The organism is Sinorhizobium sp. 22678 (assembly GCF_052044265.1).
Lineage (GTDB): Bacteria > Pseudomonadota > Alphaproteobacteria > Rhizobiales > Rhizobiaceae > Sinorhizobium > Sinorhizobium meliloti_A.
On record NZ_JBQEMS010000003.1, the window covers coordinates 40,567 to 63,966 of the forward strand.

Sequence of the window (23,400 nt, forward strand, 5' to 3'; positions counted from 1 at the left end):
TCCGCGCGAGAAAGCAGAATATTCCCAAAGGCTTGCTGCCCTGCGGCGGGAATCCTCGCGAGGGTTGGCTGACGATTTCCTGCCGACCTGCGTGCAGCGTCAGTTTCGGTGAGCGGGGTCGCCGAGAAAGGTCCTGGCGATTTCGGAGACGATATCCGGGAGAACCCCGAAGGCATAGGGTTCATGGACGCGCTCGAACTTCTGGTGGAACTCTCGTCCCCAAGGCCCGAGATTGACTGTCGGGAACCGCAGCGCGTTCTCGGGTGGCCGATCGACCAGGCGCGCGATCGGGGTGTTGTCCGAAACGACCTGGCTGCCGCTTGCGGCAAGCCCGAGGAAACTCATGTCCGAGATTCCGTAGAAATGCGGCTTCCAGACGAGGCTTCGCGCGGGATCGTTGCCAAGACCGGCACGGGCTTTCTCGATCGCCTGATGAAGGGAGCGGTCGTTCCCTTCGGTCAGGCGCAGATGGCTGGGCGGATACTGCAGGCCGGAGAAGCCGACGACGATGGCGGGGCCGGAAAGGCGCGCGAGACCGACGAGCCACTCCGTCAGTTGCCGCGTAGCGACGAGCGGATTGTCGCTCTGAGAGAATTCTCGTTCCTTCTCGGCATAGAGGGCTTCAAAGCCGTCTCCGAAGACGCGTGCCGCCGCCGCCCGCAATTCCTTGAACGACAGGAGGCGCGGCCTGGCCGGAATGGCGCCCGCACTTCCGCCGACGAGCTTGCCGTATTCCACCGACTGTGCCGCAAACTTCTCGACGGCCTCGTTCGCGCCGGTCAGCACCTCCTCCCGGAAGCGCTCAAAGAGTGCGTCCGCCGTCATCGAATGATAGAGCCAGTTGAAAGCTATCCAGAAACGCTCCGGCGTCGTCACTTCGTAACCGTCGCGCAGATCCTTCGCCTCGAGGCAGATCGGCGGCGGCGAGATGTCGTTGTCGTCTCGATCCGCCAGAGAGGCGTTCCCTTCCAGGCGTGCCAGGATCCCAGCCGCGATGGCCTGTGCGCTCACCCCTTCGAACGGATAGCTCGCATGAGAGCTGCAGCCGATCACCAGGGCAAAGGGTAGAAGCTTGCCGATCGTGCCGGCGTAGACGGCCCGTCCTTCGCTGCCGTCGCCCTGATCCGAGGTCACGTCGAGGTTGATGCCCCCGGCGATTTCGATGTCGAAATCCCTGACCAGACCGGGCAACGCGTCCCGGAGCGATCGCATTCCCCGGCTTTCGCGTTCCTCGTCGGGGGTGGCGACCAGCATGAGATTGCCCTGTCGGTCCGTGTCGGCCGCGAATTGTTCGAGACAGGCAATGGCCACGGCGAGTCCGCTCTTCATGTCGAGCAGACCGCGGCCGGGGAGGAAGTCGCCACTCGCCAGATCCTGCAAGGCCCGCTCTTCCTGTTCGGATCGGTCGGTGCGCGCCGACAGGCTTTCGATGAGTGCATCCTTGAGCGCCAGGCTGTCGCATGCGAGGGCCTTGAGCTCGTGATAGTTGTCGGTCGAAACCGTGTCGAAGTGGCCGGCCATGACCAGCGTTCGCTTACCCGTGCCGCGAACGAGCGCAACGACATTGCGGGTCAGCGGTTCGCCGTGACTTGCGACGAGGCGCAGGTCCTGCGGATGCTCCCGAAAATAGGGGAGTTCGCCAAGCAGACCATGGAGGCGATCCGCGAAGGATGCTTCACCCGGCGTGCCGGTTTCGCTCGGCCAGGACGTCATGCGCAGAGCGAATTGCCGGACGCGCTTGCTGTCGATCCGGCTTCCAGCCCGAGAGGCAGTCTCTTCTTGTGCACTCGTCATCGCAATTCTCCGTCTTCAGTTCGACAGGTGCCTTTGAAAGAGCCCACGCGTTCGGTCTTCACCAACGGTGCGGGGGACATGATTGCATTGGAACTGAACGAGCTGATCTCAACGGTACGGGTAACTAACGGTGTCTCGAAAAGCGAGACCTTTATGATGCCGACACGCGCTTGGACGGAAAGGTCCGGTGACCCGATGGCCTGGCCGCCACACCGGCGCGGCCTTTTTCAGCACGCGCTTTCGCATAGCGTGAGAGGCCGATCTTGATGCCGACCAGCACGGGGGCGGCGATGACGAAGAGGAGGGCGACCGCGTTGAAGGCGGTGTCGAAGGCGATCACGGTAGACTGACCTGCCACGGCCCGGCCGAGGAGGTTCGCCGCTCCGCGGCTTGCGGCAGCCGCGTCCATCCCTTTTGCCGTCAGCATGGCAGCGGTGGTCGTCAGCCGCTCGGCGACTCTGGGGGCTCCCGCGGTGACGCTTGCGCCGAGGACTGCGAGGTTGTGGGAGACGTTGTGCTCGATCAGCGTCTGGAGTGCGCCGACCCCTATGAGGCCGCCGAGCTGGCGGCCCGTATTGAAGAGGCCGATGCCGGAGGCGAGATTGCGGCTGTTGAGATTGCTGAAGGCGATCAGGGTGATGGACAGGAAAAGGAAGCCAAGGCCGGCACCGCGCAAAAGGAGGGCAGCCATCATGTCGCCCGCGCCGCTTTCGCTGGTCGACCCGGACAGCATCCACATCGCCGCCATGATCATCAGGATGCCGAAGGGCACGGTGGCGACCGGAGGAACACGGCGGAGCTGCATGAGAAAGGCTGCGATGAGGAGCGCGCCGATGAAGAGCGCACCGCTCGGCAACAGGAGCTGCCCGGCGTCTGTCGGCGTGAAGGCAAGGACGGACACGGCAAAGGACGGGATCAGGAACGCGCTCCCGAACAATGCGGCGCCGGCGACGAAACTGACGATGAAGGCGAAGCAGAAATCCTCCGTTTCGAACAGGGTAAAGTCGAACAGGCCCTGTCCTTTGGCGAGCACCTGCTGACCGAGAAAGGCCAGAAGCGTGGCTGTACCGATCACGGCCAGCCACAGGATCCGGGGCTCTTCCAACCAGTCCCACCGGCTTCCCTGGCTGAACACGTAGGTGAAGCAGAAAAGCGCAATCGAAATCAGGCAGAAGCCGATCCAGTCGAACGGCCGCCGCGCGCCTCGTGCGGGCATCGGGGCTTGCGCGATCAGCAGAAGCCCGGCAGCCGCCAGCGCCAGCGGAACGATGCCGAAGAAGATCCATGTCCAGGACTGGCTATCGAGCAGCCAGCCCTGAAGCGCCGGGGCGATCGTCGCGGGAGCTACGACGGACCCCATCGCGAACAGGGCCTGGAGGACCGGCTGGCGGGACCGCGGAAAAGCGAGAAAGATGATCGCCTGGCCTCCAACGAGCAGGGTGCCGCCGGAAAAGCCCTGAATCATTCGAAGGCCGACGAGAAGGTCCAGCCGGGCCGTCATGGCGGCGATGCCGCACGCCATGCCCATTGCCAGGGTCGAGCCGACGATCAGACTGCGCGGATCGAAGCGGTTCAGCAGCCACGAGGCGGCCATGAACCCGATAAGCTTGAAAGCGGTGTAGCCGACATCCAACCAGGCGAACTCGTCGGGCGTCGCATATGTGTCGCCGATGATATCGCCGCGCCCGAGCGAGAGCACGGTGCTGGCGATCGCCTCGGTCAGCGTCGCAAGGACTATGCCGGCGACGAGAAGGCCCCCTGCCATGGATGTGTCGCGGCCCGACGTGGCGGTGGCGGTGGCGATGGTCATGAACCGCTCTCCAGATCGATCTCGACGCGCGCCGACAGGCCCGGCACGAGGCGGCCCGACAGCGGATTGCCGGCAAACCGGATCTTCACCGGAACGCGCTGGACGACGCGAACGAAGTTGCCCGTGGCGTTGTCTGCGGGCAGCAGGCTGAAGGCAGAGCCGCTGCCGGGCGCAAAACTGTCGACCACGCCTTCAAGCGTTCCGCTCGGGTAACCGTCGATGGTGATGCTGGCGCGCTGACCGGGCCGGATATTTTCAACTTGGGTTTCCTTGAAATTTGCGACGATCCATACATTGTCGAGCGGAACGATGTCGAGCAGCGAAGCGCCCGGCGCGACGAGCCGGCCGACACGGACCTGCCGGTTGCCGATGACGCCGCCGACGGGCGCGCGCACCACGGTGCTCTCGAGATCGATCCCGGCGAGGTCGCGCGTGGCCTCCGCCTGCGCCACCGCAGCAACCGCGGCTTCGCGCTGTGCGGCAAGCACGGCGATGCGCTGCTGCTGAGCCTCCACCGTTGCGGAAGCCGCCAACAGGTTCGCCTCGGCCCTCGATTTCGCCGCGTCGCTTTCGTCGACATGTGCCTGGCTGATAGTGTTGCTGCGGATAAGCTCGCGGCGGCGGTCGGAGGCCTTGGTCGCCAGGTTCAACTCGGCCACGACCGAACGTCGCTGCGCTTCGGCCTGGCGGATCAGGGAATGCTGAAGCGCCATCTCCGCGTCGACGTTGGCCAGCCGCGCCTTGGCCGCTTCGACATTGGCCACCGCTTGCGCGAGCTTTGCGCGGTAGTCCCGATCGTCGATCCGGAAGAGCACCTCACCCGCCCGGACCGCCTGGTTGTCCTCGACTTCGACCGCCGTGACGTAGCCCGCGACCTTTGGGGCAAGCGCGGTAACATCCCCCCGGACATAGGCGTTGTCTGTCGACGACGCTCCGCTCTCGCGGGCCCAGGCCCATCCGGCAACCACGACGACGGCCGCCCCCAGGCACAGCGCCAGGCCGATCATCTTTTTCCTGTCGGGTCGCGCCACGGCGACACCGTTCCCGGAACTTGCGCCGGTGATGATCGCGACCTTGTCCTCGAGCGATTTCATCTTCTCAATTCCTGTTGGTGCCGGTTGCCGCAGCCCCGGCGCAGGGGTCTGCGCCAGAGCTGCGGCGTTGATGAGCGCTCTTCCCGTTCACTCCTTGAGGGGTGTCGTCAGCTCCGTTTCCTCGGTGTCGAGAACGAACACCGCCAGCAGCCGTGCAGGTTCGGTATCGCTGGCATTCGCACTGACTTGATGTCGGGAGCCTGGATCTTCGTAGAAGTTTTCGCCGGCCTGATAGACCTTTTCCGGGGAGCCGTTGACGCTGCTGCGGATCGCGCCTTCGAGCACCGTCGCATAGATGAAGGCGGACTTCGGATGCGTGTGGGCAGGCGACCCGCCGCCCGGTCCGTATTCGACAAGGACGCCCCGCATGCTTTTGCCGGGCACGTTCGGAAGGACGTGATCGAATACGACGGTCACCTTGCCGGCAGGCCGGTCGCCTGCCGAGGCTGCAGTGAACGAGAGCGCTGCAAGAGCAACGGCCGAGAGAAATCGCGTGAACATTTCAGTTCTCCTTTGAGAGCGCTTGTGGTGTCGGCGCGGCCCGGTGCCGCGTCGGCTTTTCGATTGTTCGCGGGAGCCTCAGCCCGCGGCCTGGCGGCCGAGCCAATCCTCGAAGCGGATCGCGCCGAGGCGCGGGTTCTTGCCGGGGGTCAGCGATTGATCGTCAAGCACGGCGCCGAAGTAGCGCGCGTGGACATCGGGCAGGACCTTGCGCGGGTCCTCGGTCTGCCTCAGGAAGCGCCTGACCAGTTCATCGAGCGGTATCGCCTCGGGCCCGGCGACTTCGAGCGTGCCGTTGACCGGCGGTGCGACCGCAACCTCGGCGAGCGCTGCCACCACGTCGTCGGAGGCGATCGGCTGGATCAGCGCCGGCGACAGGCGTATCTCGTCGCCGACGGCGGCCGACTGGGCAATGCCGCCGACGAACTCGAAGAACTGCGTGGCACGCAGGATGGTGTAGGGAATGCCGGATGCCTTGATGAGGTTTTCCTGCGCGACCTTCGCACGGAAATATCCGTTGTCGGGAAGACGTTCGCTGCCGACGATCGACAGGGCGATGTGGTGGCGGACGCCGGCGGCAGCTTCCGCAGCCAGCAGGTTGCGGCCCGACGTCTCGAAGAATTCGAGGACGGCCTTGTCCTCCCACACCGGTGCATTCGCCACATCGACGACGACATCCGCACCGTCCAGGGCCCCCGCGAGGCCCTCGCGGGTGATGGTGTTCACGCCCGTGTTGGGGGAGGCGGCGAGCACATCGTGGCCGCGCTCGCGAAGGTTCTTCACAAGTTTCGATCCGATGAGGCCGGTGCCTCCGATAACGACGATCTTCATCGCTAGTCTCCGCTTCTCTCGACTGCAACCATTGCCGTCGGTCTGAAGAAAGAGTGCCTGCGCGCGTCGGGGAAGTCCCTGTGGCGGGCTTGAATTGCCCTTCAAGGAAGCTTGAATTTTCGTCCAAAGAACGGTTGCTCGACCGGCATGCCTTGCTGCCGGCGGAGCAGCCAGTTACGCGATGGCGTGCTATCAGATATTATTCGCCGGTTGCCCGGATAGCGAACCGAAGGCAATCGGCCAGGGGATGCCGAAGTGCAATTCATGTTTGGAGACTACGTGCTCGACCAGGAGCGCCGGGAACTCACCCGGCGCGGCGAGGTCGTGTCCGTCGGACCGCAGGTCTTCGACCTCCTGCTGCATCTCGTCGGCACCCGCGACCGCGTCGTCAGCAAGGACGAGTTGCTCCAGGCGGTGTGGGGCGGCCGCATCGTCTCGGAATCGACGATCACCAGCCACATCAATGCGGTTCGCAAAGCCGTGGGCGACACCGGCGGGGAGCAGCGCCTGATCCGGACGGTCGCCCGCAAGGGCTTCCGCTTCGTCGGCGACATCAGGGTCGGCGGGATCGCAGAAGTCCGACAGCCCGTCGGTGCCGGCGTCGCCTTAGAGGCCTCCGGCGGATCGGGAGAAACGCCCTCCGCGCTCGTCCTTCCGGACAAACCCTCCATCACCGTCCTGCCCTTTCAGAATCTCAGCGGCGATCCGGAGCAGGAATATTTCGCCGACGGCATCGTGGAGGACATCATCACCGCCCTTTCGCGCATCCGCTGGCTGTTCGTCATCGCGCGCAATTCGAGCTTTAGGTACAAAGGCCGGGCGGTGGAGGTGAAGGACGTCGGCAGGGAGCTTGGCGTGCGCTACGTGCTGGAAGGCAGCGTGCGCAAATCCGGAAACAGGGTGCGCATAACCGGGCAGCTCATCGACGCGACGACCGGGACGCACCTCTGGGCGGAGCGCTTCGAGGGCACCCTGGACGACATTTTCGAGCTGCAGGACCGGATGGCGGAAAGCGTCGTCGGCGCTATCGCACCGCAGGTCGAACGGGCGGAGATGGAGCGCGCCAAGCGCAAGCCGACGGAAAGCCTCGACGCCCACGACTATTATCTGCGCGGAATGGCAAAACTGCATAGCGGAACCCATGAAGCCATCGAGGCCGCACTGCCCTTGTTCTATCGGGCGATCGAGCTCGATCAGGAATTTGCGTCTGCCTATGCCGGGGCAGCCTGGTGTTACTTCTGGCGCAAACTGAATGGCTGGATGGTCGATCGGGGCGAAGAAATAGCCGAGGGAGCGCGCCTGGCGCGGCGGGCGGTCGAACTCGGCCGGGACGATGCCGTAGCGCTGACGAGAAGCGGGCACGCGCTCGGACATCTCGTCGGAGACCTGGACGGCGGCATCGCGCTCATCGACAGGGCACGGCTGCTCAACCCCAACTTCGCCCCCGCCTGGTTTCTAGGCGGTTTCCTGCGCGTTTTCCGCGGTGAACCGGAGAGTGCGATCGAGCATATCGAGCACGCAGCCCGTCTGAGCCCGTTGGACCAGGAAATGTTCCGGATGCAGGCCGGAACGGCACTCGCGCATTTCTTCGCCGGCCGTTTCGATTCCGCTCTGGTCTGGGCGGAAAGGGCGCTGGGGAACCTGCCCAGCCTGCTGGTCGCGGTCGCCCTGGTGGCGGCGAGCCATGCCCTTGCCGGACGGACGGAGGAAGCGCAACGGGCGATGCAGCGCCTGCGCCGGCTCGACCCGTCGCTGCGCCTTTCCGACCTCCAGGACTGGCTGCCGATCCATCGCCCGGAGGATCTCGCGCGCTTCGCGGACGGACTGCGGCTGGCCGGGTTGCCCGAGTGACCGGATGCGGCGGAAAGCCGCTGGACACCCCGTTTCTGGAAGTGCTTACATCTAGCCTTCGTATGTGCCGACGATCTCCGCTTCTCCAACGAGATGTTTGCGGGCCCTCTCCCAGGCTTCCGCCGCGCCCACGTCGTCGGGGATCGAAAGATTGGCCGCGTCGAGGGCGGCGAGCCTGAACCGGTAACGGTGCACGCCTGTTCCGGAAGGCGGCTGCGGCCCGTCGTAACGGGCGTTACGGAAATCGTTCTTCATGAACTTGATCCCACGTTCGGGGCCGGTGTCGACGGCCTGCGGAAGCTCGGTCCAATTGCCGGGAATGTTGATAATTCCGCAATGGCGGAACAAACCGCTCACCGCATCCGGATCCTCCACGATCAACGCGAAACTCTCAGTTCCCTCGGGCGTGCCCGTCCATTTCAGCGGGGGAAACAGGTTCTCGCCGAAACGGGTGTATTTCTGCGGTATCGGCTGGCCGTCGGCGAATACGGGACTGATCAGACTGAAGGTCATCAGTTGCCTCCTTCCATGTACAAGCAAATGCCGCAGCAATCTTTGCAGGTCCGGCGGGACGCACGGCGCGGCTGCTACGGAAACGAGAGCGCGGGGCATTGACCCGTCGGCGCCTCCTCGCGCGAATAGAAGAACCAAGAGCCGCGACTTGTGTTCCCGAAGGCGGCAGGCGCCGCAAATCCGGGCCGGACGGCGCCCGATAAAGCGGATAAAATTTCGCCGGACGACCGGAACTTTGATGCTCGTGATTGTGTTGATGGAGGGCACATCGGCGGCGAGTGGGCCGGTTGCAGTCAACACGTTTCCCGGAACATGAGCGATGCAGATACTGTCTGTCACGGCCGAAATTTTTCCGCTCGTCAAGACCGGCGGCCTGGCAGATGTAGCGGGATCGCTCCCCAAAGCACTCAGGGCTCACGGCATCCACACGCGCAGCTTCGTTCCGGGCTACCCCGGCGTCATGCGCGCGCTCGGCAACGCGACCCCCGTCGCCGCGTTCGAAAACCTGTTCGGCGAACGCGCCACCCTTATCGCGGCCAGGGCTCAGGGGCTGGATCTCTTCGTGCTCGATGCGCCGGCCTTCTATGACCGGGAAGGCGCTCTCTACGTGGACAGGCATGGCCGGGAATATGCGGACAACTGGAAGCGCTTCGCCGCCTTTTCGCTGGTCGCATCGCAAATCGCGCGCGGGCTCGTTCCCAACTGGCGGCCGCATATCATTCACGCACATGACTGGCACGCGGCGATGAGCCTCGTCTATCTGAAATACGCAGGCGACGACATCATTCCTCGCGTCCTGACCGTGCACAACCTTGCGTTCCAGGGGCAATTCCCGGCCCACTACTTCCCCGAGCTCGGCCTGCCGGCGGACGCCTATTCGATCGACGGCGTCGAATATTACGGCGATATCGGGTTCCTCAAGGGCGGCCTGCAGGCAGCCGATGCGATCACGGTCGTCAGCCCCACCTATGCGCGGGAAATCATGTCTCCGGCCTTCGGCATGGGGCTCGAAGGCGTGATGAACGAGCGGCATGCGGATGTCGTGGGCATCGTCAACGGCATAGACCTTGAAGTGTGGGATCCAACCTCGGATCCCTGCATCGAGCATCACTATTCGGCACGCGTGCCGCTGCGCCGCCTGCCCAACCGGCAGGTGCTGCTCCGGCATTTCGGCCTGCCGAACACCTGCGGGCCGGTCTTCGCCAGCGTCAACCGACTGACATGGCAGAAGGGCATGGATATGCTCGCCGCGACCGCCGGCGAGATCGTCAAGAATGGCGGCACCCTGATCATCCATGGGCAAGGCGAGGAGAAGCTGGAGGCCGCATTCATGGATCTCATGCGACGGTACCCGCAAAACATAAGCGTAAGCATTGGTTATGACGAGCAGCTTGCCCACAGGATCCATGCCGGCGCGGATGCGATGCTCGTTCCGTCCCGGTTCGAGCCCTGCGGCCTCACGCAGCTTTACGCTCTGCGCTACGGCTGCATTCCGGTCGTCGCCCGCACGGGCGGCCTGTCGGAGACCATCATCGATGCCAACGATGCCGCGCTCCATGCCCATGTCGCGACGGGCATACAGTTTGCACCCATCGACGAGGACGGGCTACGCCATGCACTGCGCCGCACCTTCCGGCTCTACCGGCTGCGACGCGTCTGGGAGGGACTTCGCCGGCAAGGCATGAAAACCGACTGCTCGTGGCATCGCAGTGCGGCCCGCTATGCGGAGCTTTACAGCGAACTCCTCAATCCCGACATGCGTCTGGTCGGCAGCGCCTGACCTGGAAACTCCAGGAAAACTGCGCAGCGGTTTTCCGTCCGGAGCTTCGAAAGCAAAGGGCTGAGCATTCTGAGGAAAGCGGAAATGCGCCAGCGCGATACCGGGCGCGTGCCCCGCCTTTCCCGCAATCCGCAATTTCGCGGAATGCTATCATTCGCAAAGGTGATGAATTGATAAGCAGTGCGGCATGGATTGCGCCGCCCGAATATGCGAATGGCTGCGGCAGGCCAGAACGCCGGATTCGCTGAAGCCCGAGCTCCTGTCCGCAATGTTCCGCGGAAAACGCGGTCCCGCTCTGAAGGAATTCGCACCCATGGCCGTCGACAGCGTCCCCGGCAACCTTTCCCGTGAAAACGGCGCCGCCCGCGCCGGCGTGGTCGTCATGCTCCTCGGCATGTTGATGTTCTCGGTGAACGACGTCATGGGCAAGTGGCTCGTCGCCACCTACTCGGTCGGGCAGGTGGTGCTGATCCGCAGCATCGCCGCTGCCCTTCTGCTGGCGCCCTTTCTGTGGGTGAGCGGCCCGAGAAAGCTCTTTACCCTCGAGCGGCCCGGCCTTCAGTTTGCCCGCGTCGTCGCCTCGACGGCCGAGGTGGTCGCGTTCTATTTCGCTGTCGTCTACCTGCCGCTGGCCGACGTCATGACCTATTGGCTGGCGGCGCCGATCTATGTGGCGGCCGTTTCGCCGCTGGTGCTGAAGGAACCTGTCGGCTGGCGGCGCTGGACGGCGATCGGCATCGGCTTTGTCGGCGTCGTCGTCGCGCTCGAACCGTCGTCACAGGCCTTCACGCTGCCGGCCGTCATCTCGATTCTCGGCAGCATGACCTTCGCCTTCATGATGATTTCCGGGCGGTCGCTGCGCGGCACTCCGGATACGACGCTTGCCTTCTGGCAGATCGTCGGCGCCGCTGTCGCCGGCCTCGTCTGGGCACCCTTCGACTGGACACCTCTCAAACCGGTCGACACCGCGCTCATCTGCCTGCTGGGCGCCGTCGCGATGATCGCCCATGTACTCGTCAACCGGGCGCTGAAGCTCGCCGACGCCGCAACGGTCGCCCCGCTGCAGTACACGCTGCTCTTCTGGGCAATCTTCTTCGGCTGGCTGATCTTCGGCGACACGCCGCGGCTGTCGATGGTGATCGGCGCCGCCCTCATCGTCGCTTCGGGCCTCTTCATTTTCTTCCGCGAACAGCAGTTGAAAAGGCAGGGGCGGCTGAAGGGCTGAGTCCCCGCCACCGTTCCCCGCCCGCATCAACGCGAAGAATATCGATTATCGCGCCTATCGATTTCGCTTATGTAACATCTGTCCCTAAAGTTCTTTGGAAGCGCCGAACAAAGGCGCAACCGAGGGGAACGAACATGCGAAAACTCATTCTGGCACTGGCACTCGCCGGCACTGCACTGTCTTCTTCCGCCCTTGCTGCGGAGAAGCTGAAGATCGGAACCGAGGGCGCCTATCCGCCCTTCAACTTCGTCGATTCCAGCGGCAAGATCGGCGGTTTCGACGTGGAGATCGGCCTCGCGCTCTGCGAGCGCATGAAGGTCGAGTGCGAAGTCGTCGCCCAGGATTGGGACGGCATCATTCCGGGCCTGCTTGCCAAGAAGTACGATATGATCATCGCCTCGATGTTCATCACCGAGGAGCGCAAGAAGCAGGTGGCTTTCAGCAATCCCTATTACCTCGCCGCGATGACGCATGCGGCACCGAAGGGTGCCGGCATCACCGACTTCAGCAACGAGGCGCTGACGGGCAAGGTGATCGGCGCCCAGGCCGGCACGACCCAGGCCGACTATATCGCCGCCGTCTACCCGGATGCCGAGATCAAGCTCTATCCCACCCAGGACGAAGCCAATCTCGACATGGTCAACGGCAGGCTCGACCTGCAGGTCGGCGACATGCTGCCGCTGCTCGATTGGGTCACCAAGAACGACGACGGCAAGGGTTGCTGCGAGCTTATCGGCGAGCCGATCACCGACAAAAAATTCGTCGGCGACGGCGTCGGCATTGCTGTCCGTCAGGAGGACAATGAGCTGCGCGAGAGGCTGAACAAGGCACTTGACGAGATCCGCGCCGACGGGACCTACAAGAAAATCAACGACAAGTATTTCACCATCGACGTCTATACGATGAAGTGACGGCGCATGCCTCTCATCCGGCCTGCCGGCCGGATGAGAGGCACAATCTATTTTCTCCCCGAAAACGCGAACACATCGACCGGCTCGTCGAGCCCCCGCAAGACATAGGAACCCAGATTTTCCATCTGGCCTTTACAGCCTGCCTTTTCGACGAAGGCTCTTGAGAGCAGCACCGGACGCTTCAGCTCCTTCGTAAGGGTTTCGAGCCGCGAGGCGATGTTGACCGCCGGTCCGATCACCGTGAAATCGAGACGCCTGCGCGAACCGATATTGCCATACATCACATCGCCGACATGGACGCCGATGCCGTAGCCGAGCGGATCGTGGCCCTTGCGCAGGTTCTCCTCGTTGAGAACGGCAAGAGCGGCCTGCGCCTCGCCGATGGCTCCGAGTAGCTGACTGCAGGCACATGGATTGCTGAGCGGAAAGATCGCCAGAAGCCCGTCGCCCATGAATTTCAGGATCTCCCCGCCGTGCCGCTCGATCGGTTCCGACATGGCGTCGAAATAGCCGTTGAGGAGTTCGATGACGTCGTCGCGGGGCCACAGGTCCGACAGCTTCGTGAAGTCGCGCAGATCGCAGATGAGGATCGCGGCACCCACCGTCACGCCGCTGCCGCGCGTGGTCGCTCCGGCAAGGATCTGCTCGCTCGCATGCGGCCCGACATAGGTCTCGAGAAGCGTGCGGGCGAAGCGGTTTTTCAGCCGGATCTCGCTGACAAGCGCCAGGGCCGGCAGAATGTCCTTCAGGAAGGCGAGATCATCGGGGCTAAATCCGCCCGGCCTGTCGCTCGCAAAGGTCACCGCGTGCCGCTTGCCGAGCGTATGGAGCAGCGGCCAGATGATGTACTCGGTCAGTCCCTCCGCGCGCAGTTCATCATAGAGCGGGTAATCCGGACCCGCGGCCATCGGGTCGTCAAGGCGTCTGCGCACCTCTTCCGCCCCCTCGTTGAAATCGCGCAAGGGGCTGCTCAGATATTGGGTGGTGTCCTCGACGCCATAGGCATAGGTATCGAGCTCCGCATCCGCCAGGCCCTTTCGCCACAGAATCCGTGCACCGATCCACTGCGGGTGGTGAATTCTGAAATGAAGCGTGGCGCGGGCGACGGGCACGCCCGCCTCCACCAGCCTGTCGCACATCTCCACGAAGATGTTGTCGATGAAGCGTTCATCGCGCGTCTCGATGACGAGCCAGTCGATGATCCGGCGCCGCCGCGCCGGCCATGTTCCCTCGCTTTCGCCTGGCAAAGTCGGGTGTGGCTCCGTCGGAGACTGAACCGCGACGTTCGCCTCGCTCGGATTCGTGATGGCCATTTCAAAACCCCAGGGATTGCTGCGCGGGCTCCGGCGGAGCGACCTTGACGCCTTCCATTTCGAGCATTCCGAGCTTCGTGGATGAACCGCCCGGCGCCGAGAAGCCGCCGATCTTGCCGCCGGCTGCGAGAACCCGATGGCACGGGATGATCAGTGCCACGGGATTCTTCGCCATCGCCTGGCCGACATCCCGGGCCGCCTGCGGGCCTGCGCCGAGCTCCTTTGCAAGCGCGCCGTAGGTCGTCGTGCTTCCCCACGGGATCTTTCGCGCGGCCTGATAGACCTTCTCGAAGAAGGCGTCCTGTCCCTGCAGATCGAGATCGAAGCGGGAAAAATCGGTCTCCCTTCCCGCGAAATAGGCCTTCACCGCCGCAACCGCTTCGGCAACCCTCGGCGGCGGCTCTTGCGGGGCTCCGTCCGGCAAACGCCGCAGAAGCAGTCGCTCGGTGGATTCGGCGCTTCGCGTCGGCAGTTGGAAGCGCGTGATGCCCGCATCGCTCCAGGCGACGCCGCAGAAACCGCGCACGGTTTCGAAAATATGGTAGTGGCTCATGAGTTCGCTCTCCTCCAGCACCGCATGGCCGATCGAGGCACACCGGGTCGCTGTAGCGCTTCGAATTCCTTCATGGAGAATCGTGCGCCCGGGCCTTCAATTCAACCCGTTTTCCCTAGGGGGCGGCTAAAAAAGACCATCTGATTTTCGTCGTTCATGCCTTGGCGCTCGCCGGATCTCTTGCGAGGATGCGGATAACTCGAACCGACCGGTGCATCGCTTGACCTCAGATGTCGACTTCTTCGCGCGCAGCGCAGTCCAGGTGGCGGCTGATTTGATCGGCGCCGATTTCACCGTTTCCGGTGTCGGCGGCATTATCGTCGAAACGGAGGCCTATCTTCCGGACGACGCGGCGTCGCACAGTTTTGCGGGCACCACGGCGCGCAATCGTGCCATGTTCGGTCCGCCGGCGCATGCCTACATCTATCTCTCTTACGGCCTGCACTGGTGCCTGAATTTCGTCTGCCTGCCCGGCAGCGCCGTCCTGATCCGCGCGATCGAACCGAAATGGGGCATAGAGACGATGCGGGCGAGACGTGGTGTCCGCGAAGAGAGGCTGCTGTGCTCCGGGCCGGGACGTGTCGGACAGGCGCTGGCGATCAGCCGGGAGCTGGACGGAATGCCGCTCGGAAAGGATCCGTTCCGCCTCACCCCGCCCTCCACGAAGCCGCCGGTCGCCACCGGCATCCGCGTCGGCATAACCAAGGCGGCAGAACAGCCCTGGCGGTTCGGGCTGGCCGGCTCATCCTTCGTGAGCCGCAAATTCTGAAGCAGCTTCGCCGGTCCGGTGAAGCCGTTCCCCGATACCCGTTCAAGTTGACACGGAGACCCGCTTCTGTCCTTAAGCTACACCCCGGCGCGTCTTATCGGACGCGAAATATCGCTGTAGCACTTTGATCTTCTGCATGTCGATGTCCTCCGATCGGATAGATTAAAGGACAAATGTATCGACGGTTCGATCAGAGCTGATCGTAAGTGGACGAGTTTGATGACATCACGATGGACATGGTTGTTTTCGCAGATCACGCGGCGGATTTGGTTTCGAGCCACGCTTTTCTCCATTCTTGCGATTATAACCGCACTCATCGCAATTTTCCTTGGCCCGTTCATTCCGCGAGACCTTCCGAACCGAATAGGAGCGCACGCAGTCGACAACGTGTTGGGGATCATCGCTTCCAGCATGCTGACGGTCTCGACATTTCGCTAAGCACGATGGTATCGGCCTACTCGGCGGTAACCAATAGCGTTACGCCACGGGCAACGAAGCTTCTCATGGAAGACAGCACGACACAGAACGTGCTCGCGACCTTCATCGGGTCGTTTCTGTTCAGCCTCGTCGGCATCATCGCTCTCAGCACCGGCGCCTACGGCGACCAGGGCCGCCTTATTCTATTCGTGGTGACGATCGGCGTCATCGTCCTGATCATCGTGACGCTGCTGCGCTGGATCGATCATCTCTCGCGCCTCGGACGCGTTACCGAGACGACGGAACAGGTCGAGGCGGTCACGATCGAGGCAATGCGATCGCGGCGGCTACGACCTTACCTCGGCGGAAATCGGTTGGACGATGCCGCACGCATCCCCGCATCCGCCACGCCGGTCTTTATCGACAGGATCGGTTACATCCAGCATCTCGACATAAGTGGGCTTTCCGCCATCGCGCACGATAGGAAGACCTGCATATTCGTCCGATTGATACCCGGCCAGCTTGTCGATCCAAACCGGCCCGTCGCTTCCGTCGACGGCACACGGGACGAGCATGTCCTTGCCGAGATTGCCAGGTGCTTCTCGGTGGGAGATACGCGTTCGTTCGATCAGGATCCGAGGTTCGGAGCAGCGGTGCTGGCTGAAATAGCGTCGCGCGCCCTGTCGCCGGCCGTCAACGACCCCGGGACCGCCGTCGACGTCATCAGCCGTGCGTTGCGCGTGTTGGCCGTCTGGACCGAGCCCGTGGAGAAGGCGCTGCAGGACGAGGTGCTGTACCCAAAGGTCTACGTGCCGGCGATCGAGCTCGACGAAGTGTTCGACGATCTGTTCACGCCGATCGCGCGGGACGGCGCTGCTATCGTCGAAATAGGAGTCCGCCTCCAGAAGGCGTTCGGCACGCTCGCCAAGTTCAACCAGGACCGGTTTCGCGATGCAGCCATGCGGCATTCGAAAGAAGCGCTCGAGCGAGCGGAAGCGGCACTTGGCATTGCCAGCGATCTGCAGAGGCTGAGGCGGGAGGCTGACAAGGTCGGGAATGGCTGACAACTACCGGTGTCCCAGAATATGAACACGCTATAGCCGCATGGAAAGTCCCGCTAGACGAATTCCGGAAAAAGGCGCCAGCAGTTTTCCGCCCGCATCCCGCTCGAATTCTCTAAGATCGCGGATACAGTCGTTCAACGTCCGGAACATGAAGGTAGAGGAGGCGATTAGATGACGAAATCGAACATAGGCTTCATCGGGCTCGGACTGATGGGCCAAGGGATGGCGGCAAATATTCTGAAAAAGGGTTGGCCGCTCCAGGTGATGGCGCATCGCAATCGGGCGCCGGTGGAGACGCTCATTGCCGAGGGCGCACGCGAAGCCAGGACGCCGCGCGAGATGGCGGAGCAATGCGACGTCATCGTCCTCTGCGTTACCGGCTCGCCTGAGGTCCTTTCGGTTATCGGTGGCCCGGAGGGCATTGCGAGCGCGGGCAGGCCGGTCACCATCGTCGATTGTTCCACATCCGATCCCTCCGTCACGACGAAGCTTGCAGCCGATCTCGCGGCAAGCGGCCTTACGCTGATCGACGCGCCGCTCAGCCGTACGCCGGCCGATGCCGCCGCGGGCACGCTCGATGTGATGGTCGGCGGCGCGGAATCAGACGTACAGCGCGTGTGGCCGGTACTCGAATGTTTCGCCGGTCGGATCATTCACACGGGGCCGACCGGCTCCGGTCACACGATGAAGCTGCTCAACAACTTCCTGTCGATGGGCTACGCGGCGCTCTATTCCGAAGCGCTGATGCTCGGACGCAAGGCCGGGCTGACGCCCGAGGTCTTCGACAGCGTCATTCGCGGCGGCCGGATGGATTGCCCCTTCTATCAGACCTTCTTCCGCTGGGTCCTGGAACGCGACCCGAACGCCCATAAATTCGCGATCCGCAACGGCTTCAAGGACATGAGCTATCTTGCCGGCTACGCCATTGCCGCCGGCGCCGCCAATCCGGTGGGGGCGGCCGTCCGGAACTCATTTGCACAGGCGGTCGGCGCGGGCCGCGGCGAGGACTACGTGCCGATGCTGTCGGATTTCATCGCCAAGGCGAACGGTCTCGAGTGAAAGCGCGGGCGAGCGCCTCTCGCCAGGCGCCATGACAGAATTCCATCAGCGGTGAAATGCAATCTTGCAGGGATGCAACATTGCCGCTGCTCTGCCCCTTTGACTGAGTCTCGCGGAATGGTGAATGTGGCTGCGCCTGCAAATGGAACAAACGTTCCGGCATTACCGCATCACTATTCCCCAGGAGACTTCCGGGATGACCGCCCTCCCCTTCGCCCTCAACCATATGGCCGCTCCCGGCCTCCCGGTCGACGCGTTCTTCTCGCTTGCGAGATCGCTCGGCATTTCCCTGGTCGAAATCCGCAACGACCTGACCGCCAACGCCATTGCCGACGGGACGCCTCCAGAGGAGGTGAAAGCCCTTGCGGAGAAGCACGGTCTGACGATCGTCTCGATCAACGCCTTGCAGCGCTTCAACGAATGGAATGAGCAACGGGCAGCCGAAGCGCGCGAACTCATCTCCTATGCACGCGACTGCGGTGCGAAGGCTCTGGTGCTGGTGCCCGTCAATGACGGCAGCGGCAAGGAGGACGGCGTGCGGCAAACCAACCTTCGGCAGGCGCTTGGGGCGCTGAAGCCGATGCTCGACGCGGCCGGCGTCATCGGTCTCGTGGAGCCGCTCGGCTTCGAGATCTGTTCGCTGCGCTCCAAGGCGGAGGCCGCCGAAGCGATCCGGGCAGTCTCGGGTCAATCGAGCTTCCGCCTGGTGCACGACACGTTCCACCATCACCTTGCTGGCGAAGACCAGTTTTTTGCGGATCTCACCGGCCTCGTACACATCTCCGGCGTCATCGGCGAAAACCTGGCCGTCTCGGATATGCGCGATCCGCATCGCGTTCTCGTCGACGCCGCCGACAGGCTGGACAATCAAGGTCAGATTCGCCGGCTGCGGGACGAGGGCTATGCTGGCCCCTTCTCCTTCGAGCCCTTTGCCCCTTTGGTGCACGGACTTGCGGACCCGGCGGACGCCCTGCGAGAGAGCATGGACTACCTTCGGTCGCGGAGCTGATCGCCACCGGCAGTAGAAAGAGCTGGATTCCAAACCGGCGCGCCCGGGCGCTCTTGACGGCATCCCGATAAAATGGAATACATATTCCGTAATGTCAAAACACTGGTTTTTTTATTCCGTTTTGATCGGAAGCGTAGCGGGAGTGCCGCTTCCGGTCGAAGTCTGAACGCGATCTCGGGAAGAAGGTCGCATTCCCGGCCGAAGAAGGTGTGGCCGGCACCATGTGGAGGAGAAGAACAATGAAGAAGTTTTTCATAGGCACTGCGATGGCCGTCGTGATGTCGACGGCCGCGCATGCGGAGACCATCGGCGTGTCGATGGCGCTCTTCGACGACAACTTCCTGACGGTGCTGCGCACCGGCATGCAGGATTACGCCAAGACGCTCGACGGCGTCGAGCTGCAGGTCGAAGACGCGCAGAACGACGTCGCCAAACAGCAGAGCCAGATCCAGAATTTCATCGCCGCCGGGGTCGATGCCATCATCGTCAACCCGGTCGACACCGATGCGACCGCGGCAATGTCGAAGATCGCCGCGGATGCCGGCATCCCGCTGGTCTATGTCAACCGCGAGCCGGTGAACGTCGATACGCTTCCGGACAAGCAGGCCTTCGTCGCGTCGAACGAACAGGAATCCGGAACGCTGCAGACCAAGGAAATCTGCAAGATGCTGGGCGGCAAGGGCAAGGCCGTGGTCATGATGGGCGAACTCTCCAACCAGGCTGCCCGCATGCGCACCAAGGACATCCACGACGTGATCGCGACCGACGAATGCAAGGGCATCGAGATCGTCGAGGAGCAGACCGCGAACTGGTCGCGCACCCAGGGCTCGGACCTCATGACGAACTGGCTCTCCGCCGGCCTCGAATTCGACGCCGTCATCTCCAACAACGACGAAATGGCGATCGGCGCAATCCAGGCGCTGAAGGCGGCCGGCCGCTCGATGGATTCCGTCGTCATCGGCGGCATCGACGCAACCCAGGACGCGCTCGCGGCCATGGCGGCCGGCGACCTCGACGTGACCGTTTTCCAGAATGCAGCCGGCCAGGGCAAGGGCTCGGTAGACGCCGCGCTGAAGCTCGCCAAGGGCGAGCCGGTGGAGAAAAAGGTCTATATTCCCTTCGAACTCGTCACGAAGGAGAACCTGGAGCAATATCAGGCGAAGAACTGACCGGCGCTGCCGGGGGCGCGGCAATGCCGCGCTCCCGAACGCCACGCCTGCTTCGGGTTCGCACCGAGGAAGGCATGCTCCGCCACCGCGTGGACATTCCGGTTGAACCGGAACATGGGAGGCAACGAGAATGACACTCAGTCCCACGACAATGGCAGCCGTGCGCGCCAGCGGCGCCATTCCGAAATCCGAATACCTTCTGACTGCAGAAGGCGTTCGCAAGGAGTTTCCGGGTGTCGTCGCACTCGACGACGTGGAGTTCAAGCTGAAGCGCGGCACCGTGCATGCGCTCATGGGCGAGAACGGAGCCGGCAAGTCGACCTTGATGAAGATCCTCGCCGGGATCTATCATCCCGACCAGGGCGAGGTGAAACTCAGGGGCGCCGGCATCCGGCTGAAGTCGCCGCTCGACGCGCTCGAGAACGGCATCGCCATGATTCATCAGGAACTGAACCTGATGCCTTTCATGACCGTCGCCGAGAATATCTGGATCCGCCGGGAACCCAAGAACCGCTTCGGCTTCGTCGACCATGGCGAGATGCGCCGCATGACGGCAAAGCTTTTCGAGCGGCTCAAGATCGATCTTGATCCCGAGATCGAGGTCCGTCACCTCTCGGTCGCCAACCGCCAGATGGTCGAGATCGCCAAGGCGGTCTCCTACGAGTCCGACGTCCTGATCATGGACGAGCCCACCTCGGCGCTCACCGAACGCGAGGTGGCCCATCTGTTCGAGATCATCCGTGACCTGCGCTCGCAAGGTATCGGCATCGTCTACATCACCCACAAGATGAACGAGCTGTTCGAAATCGCCGACGAGTTCTCGGTTTTCCGCGACGGCAAATATATCGGCACCCACCTCTCGAACGAGGTCACCCGCGACGACATCATCCGCATGATGGTTGGACGTGAAATCACCCAGATGTTCCCGAAGGAGGAGGTGCCGATCGGCGACGTGGTGCTGTCGGTGAAGAACCTGACCCTCGACGGCGTCTTCCGCGACGTCTCCTTCGATGTGCGCGCCGGCGAGATCCTCGGCGTCGCAGGCCTCGTCGGATCCGGCCGCTCCAACGTCGCCGAGACGCTCTTCGGGGTCACGCCGGCCAGCTCGGGCACGATCGCGATCGACGGGAAAGAGGTCGTGATCGACAGCGCCAACAAGGCGATCCGTCACCGGATGGCGTTTCTGACCGAGGATCGCAAGGACACGGGCTGTCTGCTCATCCTCGACATTCTCGAAAACATGCAGATCGCCGTGCTGCAGGACAAATTCGTCAAGGGCGGCTTCGTCAGCGAGAGGGAGGTCACCGCCGCCTGCGAGGAGATGAGCCGCAAGCTTCGGGTCAAGACGCCGAACCTGCAGGAGCGCGTCGAGAATCTCTCGGGCGGCAACCAGCAGAAAGTGCTGATCGGCCGCTGGCTGCTCACCAATCCGCGCATCCTGATCCTCGACGAGCCGACGCGCGGCATCGATGTCGGCGCCAAGGCGGAGATCCACCGCCTGGTGACCGAACTCGCCCGCAACGGCGTCGCGGTCATCATGATCTCGTCGGAAATGCCGGAAGTGCTCGGCATGAGCGACCGGATCATGGTGATGCACGAGGGCCGGGTCACCGGATTTCTCGACAGGGCGGAAGCTACCCAAATCAAGGTCATGGAGCTTGCGGCGCGATAGAGCGGGATGAGTGCGTGCGCCTTCCGCACGCATTCCGCTCCGACCTTTGGAACCGATCAAGGCGAACTGCCGACCGCAGGGAGGAAAGAAGATGAATACCAATGTCGCAGCACAGGGCACGAGCTCATCCCTCGCCCGCTCGAGACGGCGCGTGCCGCCCGAGCTCAACATCTTCCTGGTGCTGATCGGTATCGCGCTCGTCTACGAGGTTCTCGGCTGGCTCTTCGTCGGCCAGAGCTTCCTGATGAATTCGCAACGCCTGACGATCATGATCCTGCAGGTATCGGTGATCGGCATCATCGCCGTCGGCGTCACGCAGGTTATCATCACGGGCGGCATCGACCTCTCGTCAGGTTCGGTCGTCGGCATGACCGCGATGATCTCGGCGAGCGTTGCGCAGGCCTCCACCTGGCCGCGGGCGCTTTATCCGTCCCTGACCGACCTGCCGGCCATCGTGCCGATCTGCCTTGGCGTCGGGATCGGTCTTCTTGCCGGCTTCATCAACGGCCAGCTCATCGCCAGGACCAAGATCCCGCCCTTCATCGCCACGCTCGGCATGATGGTTTCGGCCCGCGGCGTCTCCAAATGGTACACGAAGGGCCAGCCGGTCTCGGGCCTCACCGAGCAGTTCAATTTCATCGGCACGGGCATCTGGCCGGTGATCGTGTTCCTCGTCGTGGCGCTGATATTCCACATCGCGCTGCGCTACACCCGCTACGGCAAGTTCACTTACGCGATCGGCGCCAATGTCCAGGCCGCGCGCGTCTCCGGCATCAATGTCGAAGCGCACCTGGTGAAGGTCTATGCGATCGCCGGCATGCTTGCGGGCCTCGCAGGCGTGGTCACCGCCGCCCGCGCCCAGACGGCACAGGCCGGCATGGGCGTCATGTACGAACTCGACGCGATCGCCGCGACCGTCATCGGCGGCACGTCGCTCACCGGCGGCGTCGGCCGCATCACCGGCACGGTGATCGGCACGGTGATCCTCGGCGTGATGACGTCAGGCTTCACCTTCCTCCGGGTCGACGCCTACTACCAGGAGATCGTCAAGGGCATCATCATCGTCGCCGCGGTTGTCGTCGACGTCTATCGCCAGAAAGGCCGCAAAAAAGCATAAAAATACTGCTCCTCCTCGAAAGAACTGGCCGGGACGAAGACATTCATCCCGGCCCTTTTCTTTTCTCGTCATGGTACTCGGCCGCTATATTGTCGCGAATGACATATGCTCGTCTTGCAAGGCAGCCCCTTTGGCTGCCCCATGGCTTCCGCTGCGCCGATAGACTATATCGCCGAAATGAAAAACTATCGGAGAATTACCATGTCCTCGCAGCGCCAGCTTGCGAAACACGCCCGCACCAGCTTCCTCCTCCAGCTCTGGAGTGCGATGATGCGGGTCCAGACCCGCGAAACGGCGGCCCTCTTCAGCTCCCGCCAACGTTAGGACAGATCCCGAAGCCAGCGAGCGGATAGGTACTGCGCTGCCGGCCATGTCTCAGCGGTCGAGGGCGATTGATGGTGTGCCGCTCACTGCCTCGCAGTCATTGGCAAAATCAAGCCCCACTGCGTCTCTTGAGGTGGTCCGAACGGCTCGAAACCCAGTTTCCTGTAGACGGCAATCGCCCGTTCATTGGCCGGGTGCGGATCGGTGCCGATAACCGGTACCCCCGCATCGAAGAGAGCCCTCATTCTCGCCCCGATAAATGCTGTCCCGTGCCCGACCCCGATCATTTCGGGGTCTCCTATGTATTGATCGATCCCCCGCGATCCCTTGGGAAGCTTGGCGAAATGGTGATTTTCCCAGCCGTGGACGGTATAGTCCTGCATGAACGCAAAGGGGCGTTCGGCGGTTGAAACAATCCAACGCGCCACGCGAGGATCAGCCAGGTCTGCTGCATCGTGCGACCCGTCCGAGCCCCACCATGCGCGGACATGCGGGTTCGATCGCCATGCTGCGAGCAAAGGCAGATCATTCACCGTCGCTTTGCGAAAACTGTATCGGTCGGCCGCCGTCATTCAACGAACTTAGCACGTCGCTGGCCGGTAGAAACAGGCCCTACCTCGCTTC

20 protein-coding genes and 1 pseudogene are annotated in these 23,400 nt (G+C 63.1%); 12 read left to right on the forward strand and 9 right to left on the reverse strand.

Going from position 1 to position 23,400, the window contains the following annotated elements:
- Positions 1 to 99: 99 nt before the first annotated feature.
- The 5 genes from ACTJKL_RS05800 to ACTJKL_RS05820 all read right to left on the reverse strand — a co-directional run bounded on the left by ACTJKL_RS05800 (position 100) and on the right by ACTJKL_RS05820 (position 6,030).
- Positions 100 to 1,794: a M20/M25/M40 family metallo-hydrolase gene (locus ACTJKL_RS05800; RefSeq protein ID WP_440852418.1), complete on the reverse strand. Its 1,695-nt coding sequence runs from the start codon at positions 1,792 to 1,794 to the stop codon at positions 100 to 102.
- A 151-nt stretch (positions 1,795 to 1,945) separates the two neighbouring features.
- Positions 1,946 to 3,604 carry an MFS transporter gene (locus ACTJKL_RS05805; protein WP_440852419.1) on the reverse strand — a complete coding sequence of 553 codons (1,659 nt, stop codon included), beginning with the start codon at positions 3,602 to 3,604 and terminating at the stop codon, positions 1,946 to 1,948.
- A complete protein-coding gene (locus ACTJKL_RS05810; RefSeq protein ID WP_440852420.1) occupies positions 3,601 to 4,698 on the reverse strand; it encodes an HlyD family secretion protein in 1,098 nt (365 codons plus the stop codon). Before ACTJKL_RS05810 ends, ACTJKL_RS05805 begins: the two co-directional genes overlap by 4 nt.
- A gap of 87 nt (positions 4,699 to 4,785) precedes the next feature.
- Positions 4,786 to 5,199, reverse strand: coding sequence for a cupin domain-containing protein (locus ACTJKL_RS05815; RefSeq protein WP_100671340.1), 414 nt, complete (start codon positions 5,197 to 5,199; stop codon positions 4,786 to 4,788).
- Positions 5,200 to 5,277: 78 nt separating this feature from the next.
- Positions 5,278 to 6,030, reverse strand: a complete 753-nt coding sequence (locus ACTJKL_RS05820; RefSeq protein ID WP_338281881.1) for an SDR family oxidoreductase — start codon at positions 6,028 to 6,030, stop codon at positions 5,278 to 5,280.
- A 255-nt stretch (positions 6,031 to 6,285) separates the two neighbouring features.
- Between ACTJKL_RS05820 and ACTJKL_RS05825 the strand changes: the two genes are divergently transcribed.
- Positions 6,286 to 7,881, forward strand: coding sequence for a winged helix-turn-helix domain-containing tetratricopeptide repeat protein (locus ACTJKL_RS05825; RefSeq protein WP_102761619.1), 1,596 nt, complete (start codon positions 6,286 to 6,288; stop codon positions 7,879 to 7,881).
- Between the two features lie 51 nt (positions 7,882 to 7,932).
- Here the strand turns inward: ACTJKL_RS05825 and ACTJKL_RS05830 are convergent, their stop codons facing one another.
- A complete protein-coding gene (locus ACTJKL_RS05830; protein ID WP_440852421.1) occupies positions 7,933 to 8,394 on the reverse strand; it encodes a YbhB/YbcL family Raf kinase inhibitor-like protein in 462 nt (153 codons plus the stop codon).
- A gap of 319 nt (positions 8,395 to 8,713) precedes the next feature.
- Between ACTJKL_RS05830 and glgA the strand changes: the two genes are divergently transcribed.
- From glgA to ACTJKL_RS05845, 3 genes are all read left to right on the forward strand, one after another.
- Positions 8,714 to 10,174 (forward strand): glycogen synthase GlgA, encoded by a 1,461-nt coding sequence (glgA, locus tag ACTJKL_RS05835; protein WP_440852422.1) that lies wholly within the window; start codon positions 8,714 to 8,716, stop codon positions 10,172 to 10,174.
- Between the two features lie 313 nt (positions 10,175 to 10,487).
- Positions 10,488 to 11,399, forward strand: a complete 912-nt coding sequence (locus ACTJKL_RS05840; protein WP_026168730.1) for a DMT family transporter — start codon at positions 10,488 to 10,490, stop codon at positions 11,397 to 11,399.
- Positions 11,400 to 11,533: 134 nt separating this feature from the next.
- A complete protein-coding gene (locus ACTJKL_RS05845) occupies positions 11,534 to 12,310 on the forward strand; it encodes an ABC transporter substrate-binding protein (RefSeq protein ID WP_411926567.1) in 777 nt (258 codons plus the stop codon).
- A 47-nt stretch (positions 12,311 to 12,357) separates the two neighbouring features.
- Here ACTJKL_RS05845 and ACTJKL_RS05850 read toward each other — a convergent pair whose 3' ends face one another.
- Together ACTJKL_RS05850 and ACTJKL_RS05855 are read right to left on the reverse strand one after the other, a co-directional pair.
- Positions 12,358 to 13,623, reverse strand: a complete 1,266-nt coding sequence (locus ACTJKL_RS05850) for an adenylate/guanylate cyclase domain-containing protein (RefSeq protein WP_440852423.1) — start codon at positions 13,621 to 13,623, stop codon at positions 12,358 to 12,360.
- Between the two features lies 1 nt (position 13,624).
- Positions 13,625 to 14,176: a methylated-DNA--[protein]-cysteine S-methyltransferase gene (locus ACTJKL_RS05855; RefSeq protein WP_440852424.1), complete on the reverse strand. Its 552-nt coding sequence runs from the start codon at positions 14,174 to 14,176 to the stop codon at positions 13,625 to 13,627.
- Between the two features lie 211 nt (positions 14,177 to 14,387).
- On the opposite strand from ACTJKL_RS05855, the gene ACTJKL_RS05860 reads away from it, so the two are divergent.
- The 8 genes and pseudogenes from ACTJKL_RS05860 (at position 14,388) to ACTJKL_RS05895 (ending at position 22,776) form a co-directional block, all read left to right on the forward strand.
- Positions 14,388 to 14,945, forward strand: a complete 558-nt coding sequence (locus ACTJKL_RS05860) for a DNA-3-methyladenine glycosylase (protein ID WP_440852425.1) — start codon at positions 14,388 to 14,390, stop codon at positions 14,943 to 14,945.
- Between the two features lie 219 nt (positions 14,946 to 15,164).
- Positions 15,165 to 16,426 (forward strand): annotated as a pseudogene (locus ACTJKL_RS05865) (DUF2254 domain-containing protein).
- 171 nt (positions 16,427 to 16,597) lie between these two features.
- Positions 16,598 to 17,485 carry an NAD(P)-dependent oxidoreductase gene (locus ACTJKL_RS05870; protein ID WP_440852426.1) on the forward strand — a complete coding sequence of 296 codons (888 nt, stop codon included), beginning with the start codon at positions 16,598 to 16,600 and terminating at the stop codon, positions 17,483 to 17,485.
- Between the two features lie 196 nt (positions 17,486 to 17,681).
- Positions 17,682 to 18,494 carry a TIM barrel protein gene (locus ACTJKL_RS05875; RefSeq protein WP_440852427.1) on the forward strand — a complete coding sequence of 271 codons (813 nt, stop codon included), beginning with the start codon at positions 17,682 to 17,684 and terminating at the stop codon, positions 18,492 to 18,494.
- A gap of 239 nt (positions 18,495 to 18,733) precedes the next feature.
- Complete coding sequence (locus ACTJKL_RS05880; protein ID WP_100671316.1) at positions 18,734 to 19,663, forward strand: sugar ABC transporter substrate-binding protein; 930 nt, start codon at positions 18,734 to 18,736, stop codon at positions 19,661 to 19,663.
- A 130-nt stretch (positions 19,664 to 19,793) separates the two neighbouring features.
- A complete protein-coding gene (locus ACTJKL_RS05885) occupies positions 19,794 to 21,335 on the forward strand; it encodes a sugar ABC transporter ATP-binding protein (protein WP_440852428.1) in 1,542 nt (513 codons plus the stop codon).
- 91 nt (positions 21,336 to 21,426) lie between these two features.
- Positions 21,427 to 22,452, forward strand: a complete 1,026-nt coding sequence (locus tag ACTJKL_RS05890; RefSeq protein ID WP_018096205.1) for an ABC transporter permease — start codon at positions 21,427 to 21,429, stop codon at positions 22,450 to 22,452.
- 201 nt (positions 22,453 to 22,653) lie between these two features.
- A complete protein-coding gene (locus ACTJKL_RS05895; protein ID WP_272939028.1) occupies positions 22,654 to 22,776 on the forward strand; it encodes a hypothetical protein in 123 nt (40 codons plus the stop codon).
- A gap of 83 nt (positions 22,777 to 22,859) precedes the next feature.
- Here the strand turns inward: ACTJKL_RS05895 and ACTJKL_RS05900 are convergent, their stop codons facing one another.
- Entirely contained in the window at positions 22,860 to 23,348 is a 489-nt protein-coding gene (locus ACTJKL_RS05900; RefSeq protein WP_275599424.1) for a GNAT family N-acetyltransferase, read from the reverse strand.
- Positions 23,349 to 23,400 lie beyond the last annotated feature (52 nt).

What these genes read in the sequence shown, in the direction of transcription:
- ACTJKL_RS05800 (WP_440852418.1), bottom strand. Translation starts at nt 1,794, where the DNA reads ATGACGAGTGCACAAGAAGAGACTGCCTCTCGGGCTGGAAGCCGGATC.
- ACTJKL_RS05805 (WP_440852419.1), bottom strand. Translation starts at nt 3,604, where the DNA reads ATGACCATCGCCACCGCCACCGCCACGTCGGGCCGCGACACATCCATG.
- ACTJKL_RS05810 (WP_440852420.1), bottom strand. Translation starts at nt 4,698, where the DNA reads ATGAAATCGCTCGAGGACAAGGTCGCGATCATCACCGGCGCAAGTTCC.
- ACTJKL_RS05815 (WP_100671340.1), bottom strand. Translation starts at nt 5,199, where the DNA reads ATGTTCACGCGATTTCTCTCGGCCGTTGCTCTTGCAGCGCTCTCGTTC.
- ACTJKL_RS05820 (WP_338281881.1), bottom strand. Translation starts at nt 6,030, where the DNA reads ATGAAGATCGTCGTTATCGGAGGCACCGGCCTCATCGGATCGAAACTT.
- ACTJKL_RS05830 (WP_440852421.1), bottom strand. Translation starts at nt 8,394, where the DNA reads ATGACCTTCAGTCTGATCAGTCCCGTATTCGCCGACGGCCAGCCGATA.
- glgA (WP_440852422.1), top strand. Translation starts at nt 8,714, where the DNA reads ATGCAGATACTGTCTGTCACGGCCGAAATTTTTCCGCTCGTCAAGACC.
- ACTJKL_RS05840 (WP_026168730.1), top strand. Translation starts at nt 10,488, where the DNA reads ATGGCCGTCGACAGCGTCCCCGGCAACCTTTCCCGTGAAAACGGCGCC.
- ACTJKL_RS05845 (WP_411926567.1), top strand. Translation starts at nt 11,534, where the DNA reads ATGCGAAAACTCATTCTGGCACTGGCACTCGCCGGCACTGCACTGTCT.
- ACTJKL_RS05850 (WP_440852423.1), bottom strand. Translation starts at nt 13,623, where the DNA reads ATGGCCATCACGAATCCGAGCGAGGCGAACGTCGCGGTTCAGTCTCCG.
- ACTJKL_RS05855 (WP_440852424.1), bottom strand. Translation starts at nt 14,176, where the DNA reads ATGAGCCACTACCATATTTTCGAAACCGTGCGCGGTTTCTGCGGCGTC.
- ACTJKL_RS05870 (WP_440852426.1), top strand. Translation starts at nt 16,598, where the DNA reads ATGACGAAATCGAACATAGGCTTCATCGGGCTCGGACTGATGGGCCAA.
- ACTJKL_RS05875 (WP_440852427.1), top strand. Translation starts at nt 17,682, where the DNA reads ATGACCGCCCTCCCCTTCGCCCTCAACCATATGGCCGCTCCCGGCCTC.
- ACTJKL_RS05880 (WP_100671316.1), top strand. Translation starts at nt 18,734, where the DNA reads ATGAAGAAGTTTTTCATAGGCACTGCGATGGCCGTCGTGATGTCGACG.
- ACTJKL_RS05885 (WP_440852428.1), top strand. Translation starts at nt 19,794, where the DNA reads ATGACACTCAGTCCCACGACAATGGCAGCCGTGCGCGCCAGCGGCGCC.
- ACTJKL_RS05890 (WP_018096205.1), top strand. Translation starts at nt 21,427, where the DNA reads ATGAATACCAATGTCGCAGCACAGGGCACGAGCTCATCCCTCGCCCGC.
- ACTJKL_RS05895 (WP_272939028.1), top strand. Translation starts at nt 22,654, where the DNA reads ATGTCCTCGCAGCGCCAGCTTGCGAAACACGCCCGCACCAGCTTCCTC.
- ACTJKL_RS05900 (WP_275599424.1), bottom strand. Translation starts at nt 23,348, where the DNA reads ATGACGGCGGCCGACCGATACAGTTTTCGCAAAGCGACGGTGAATGAT.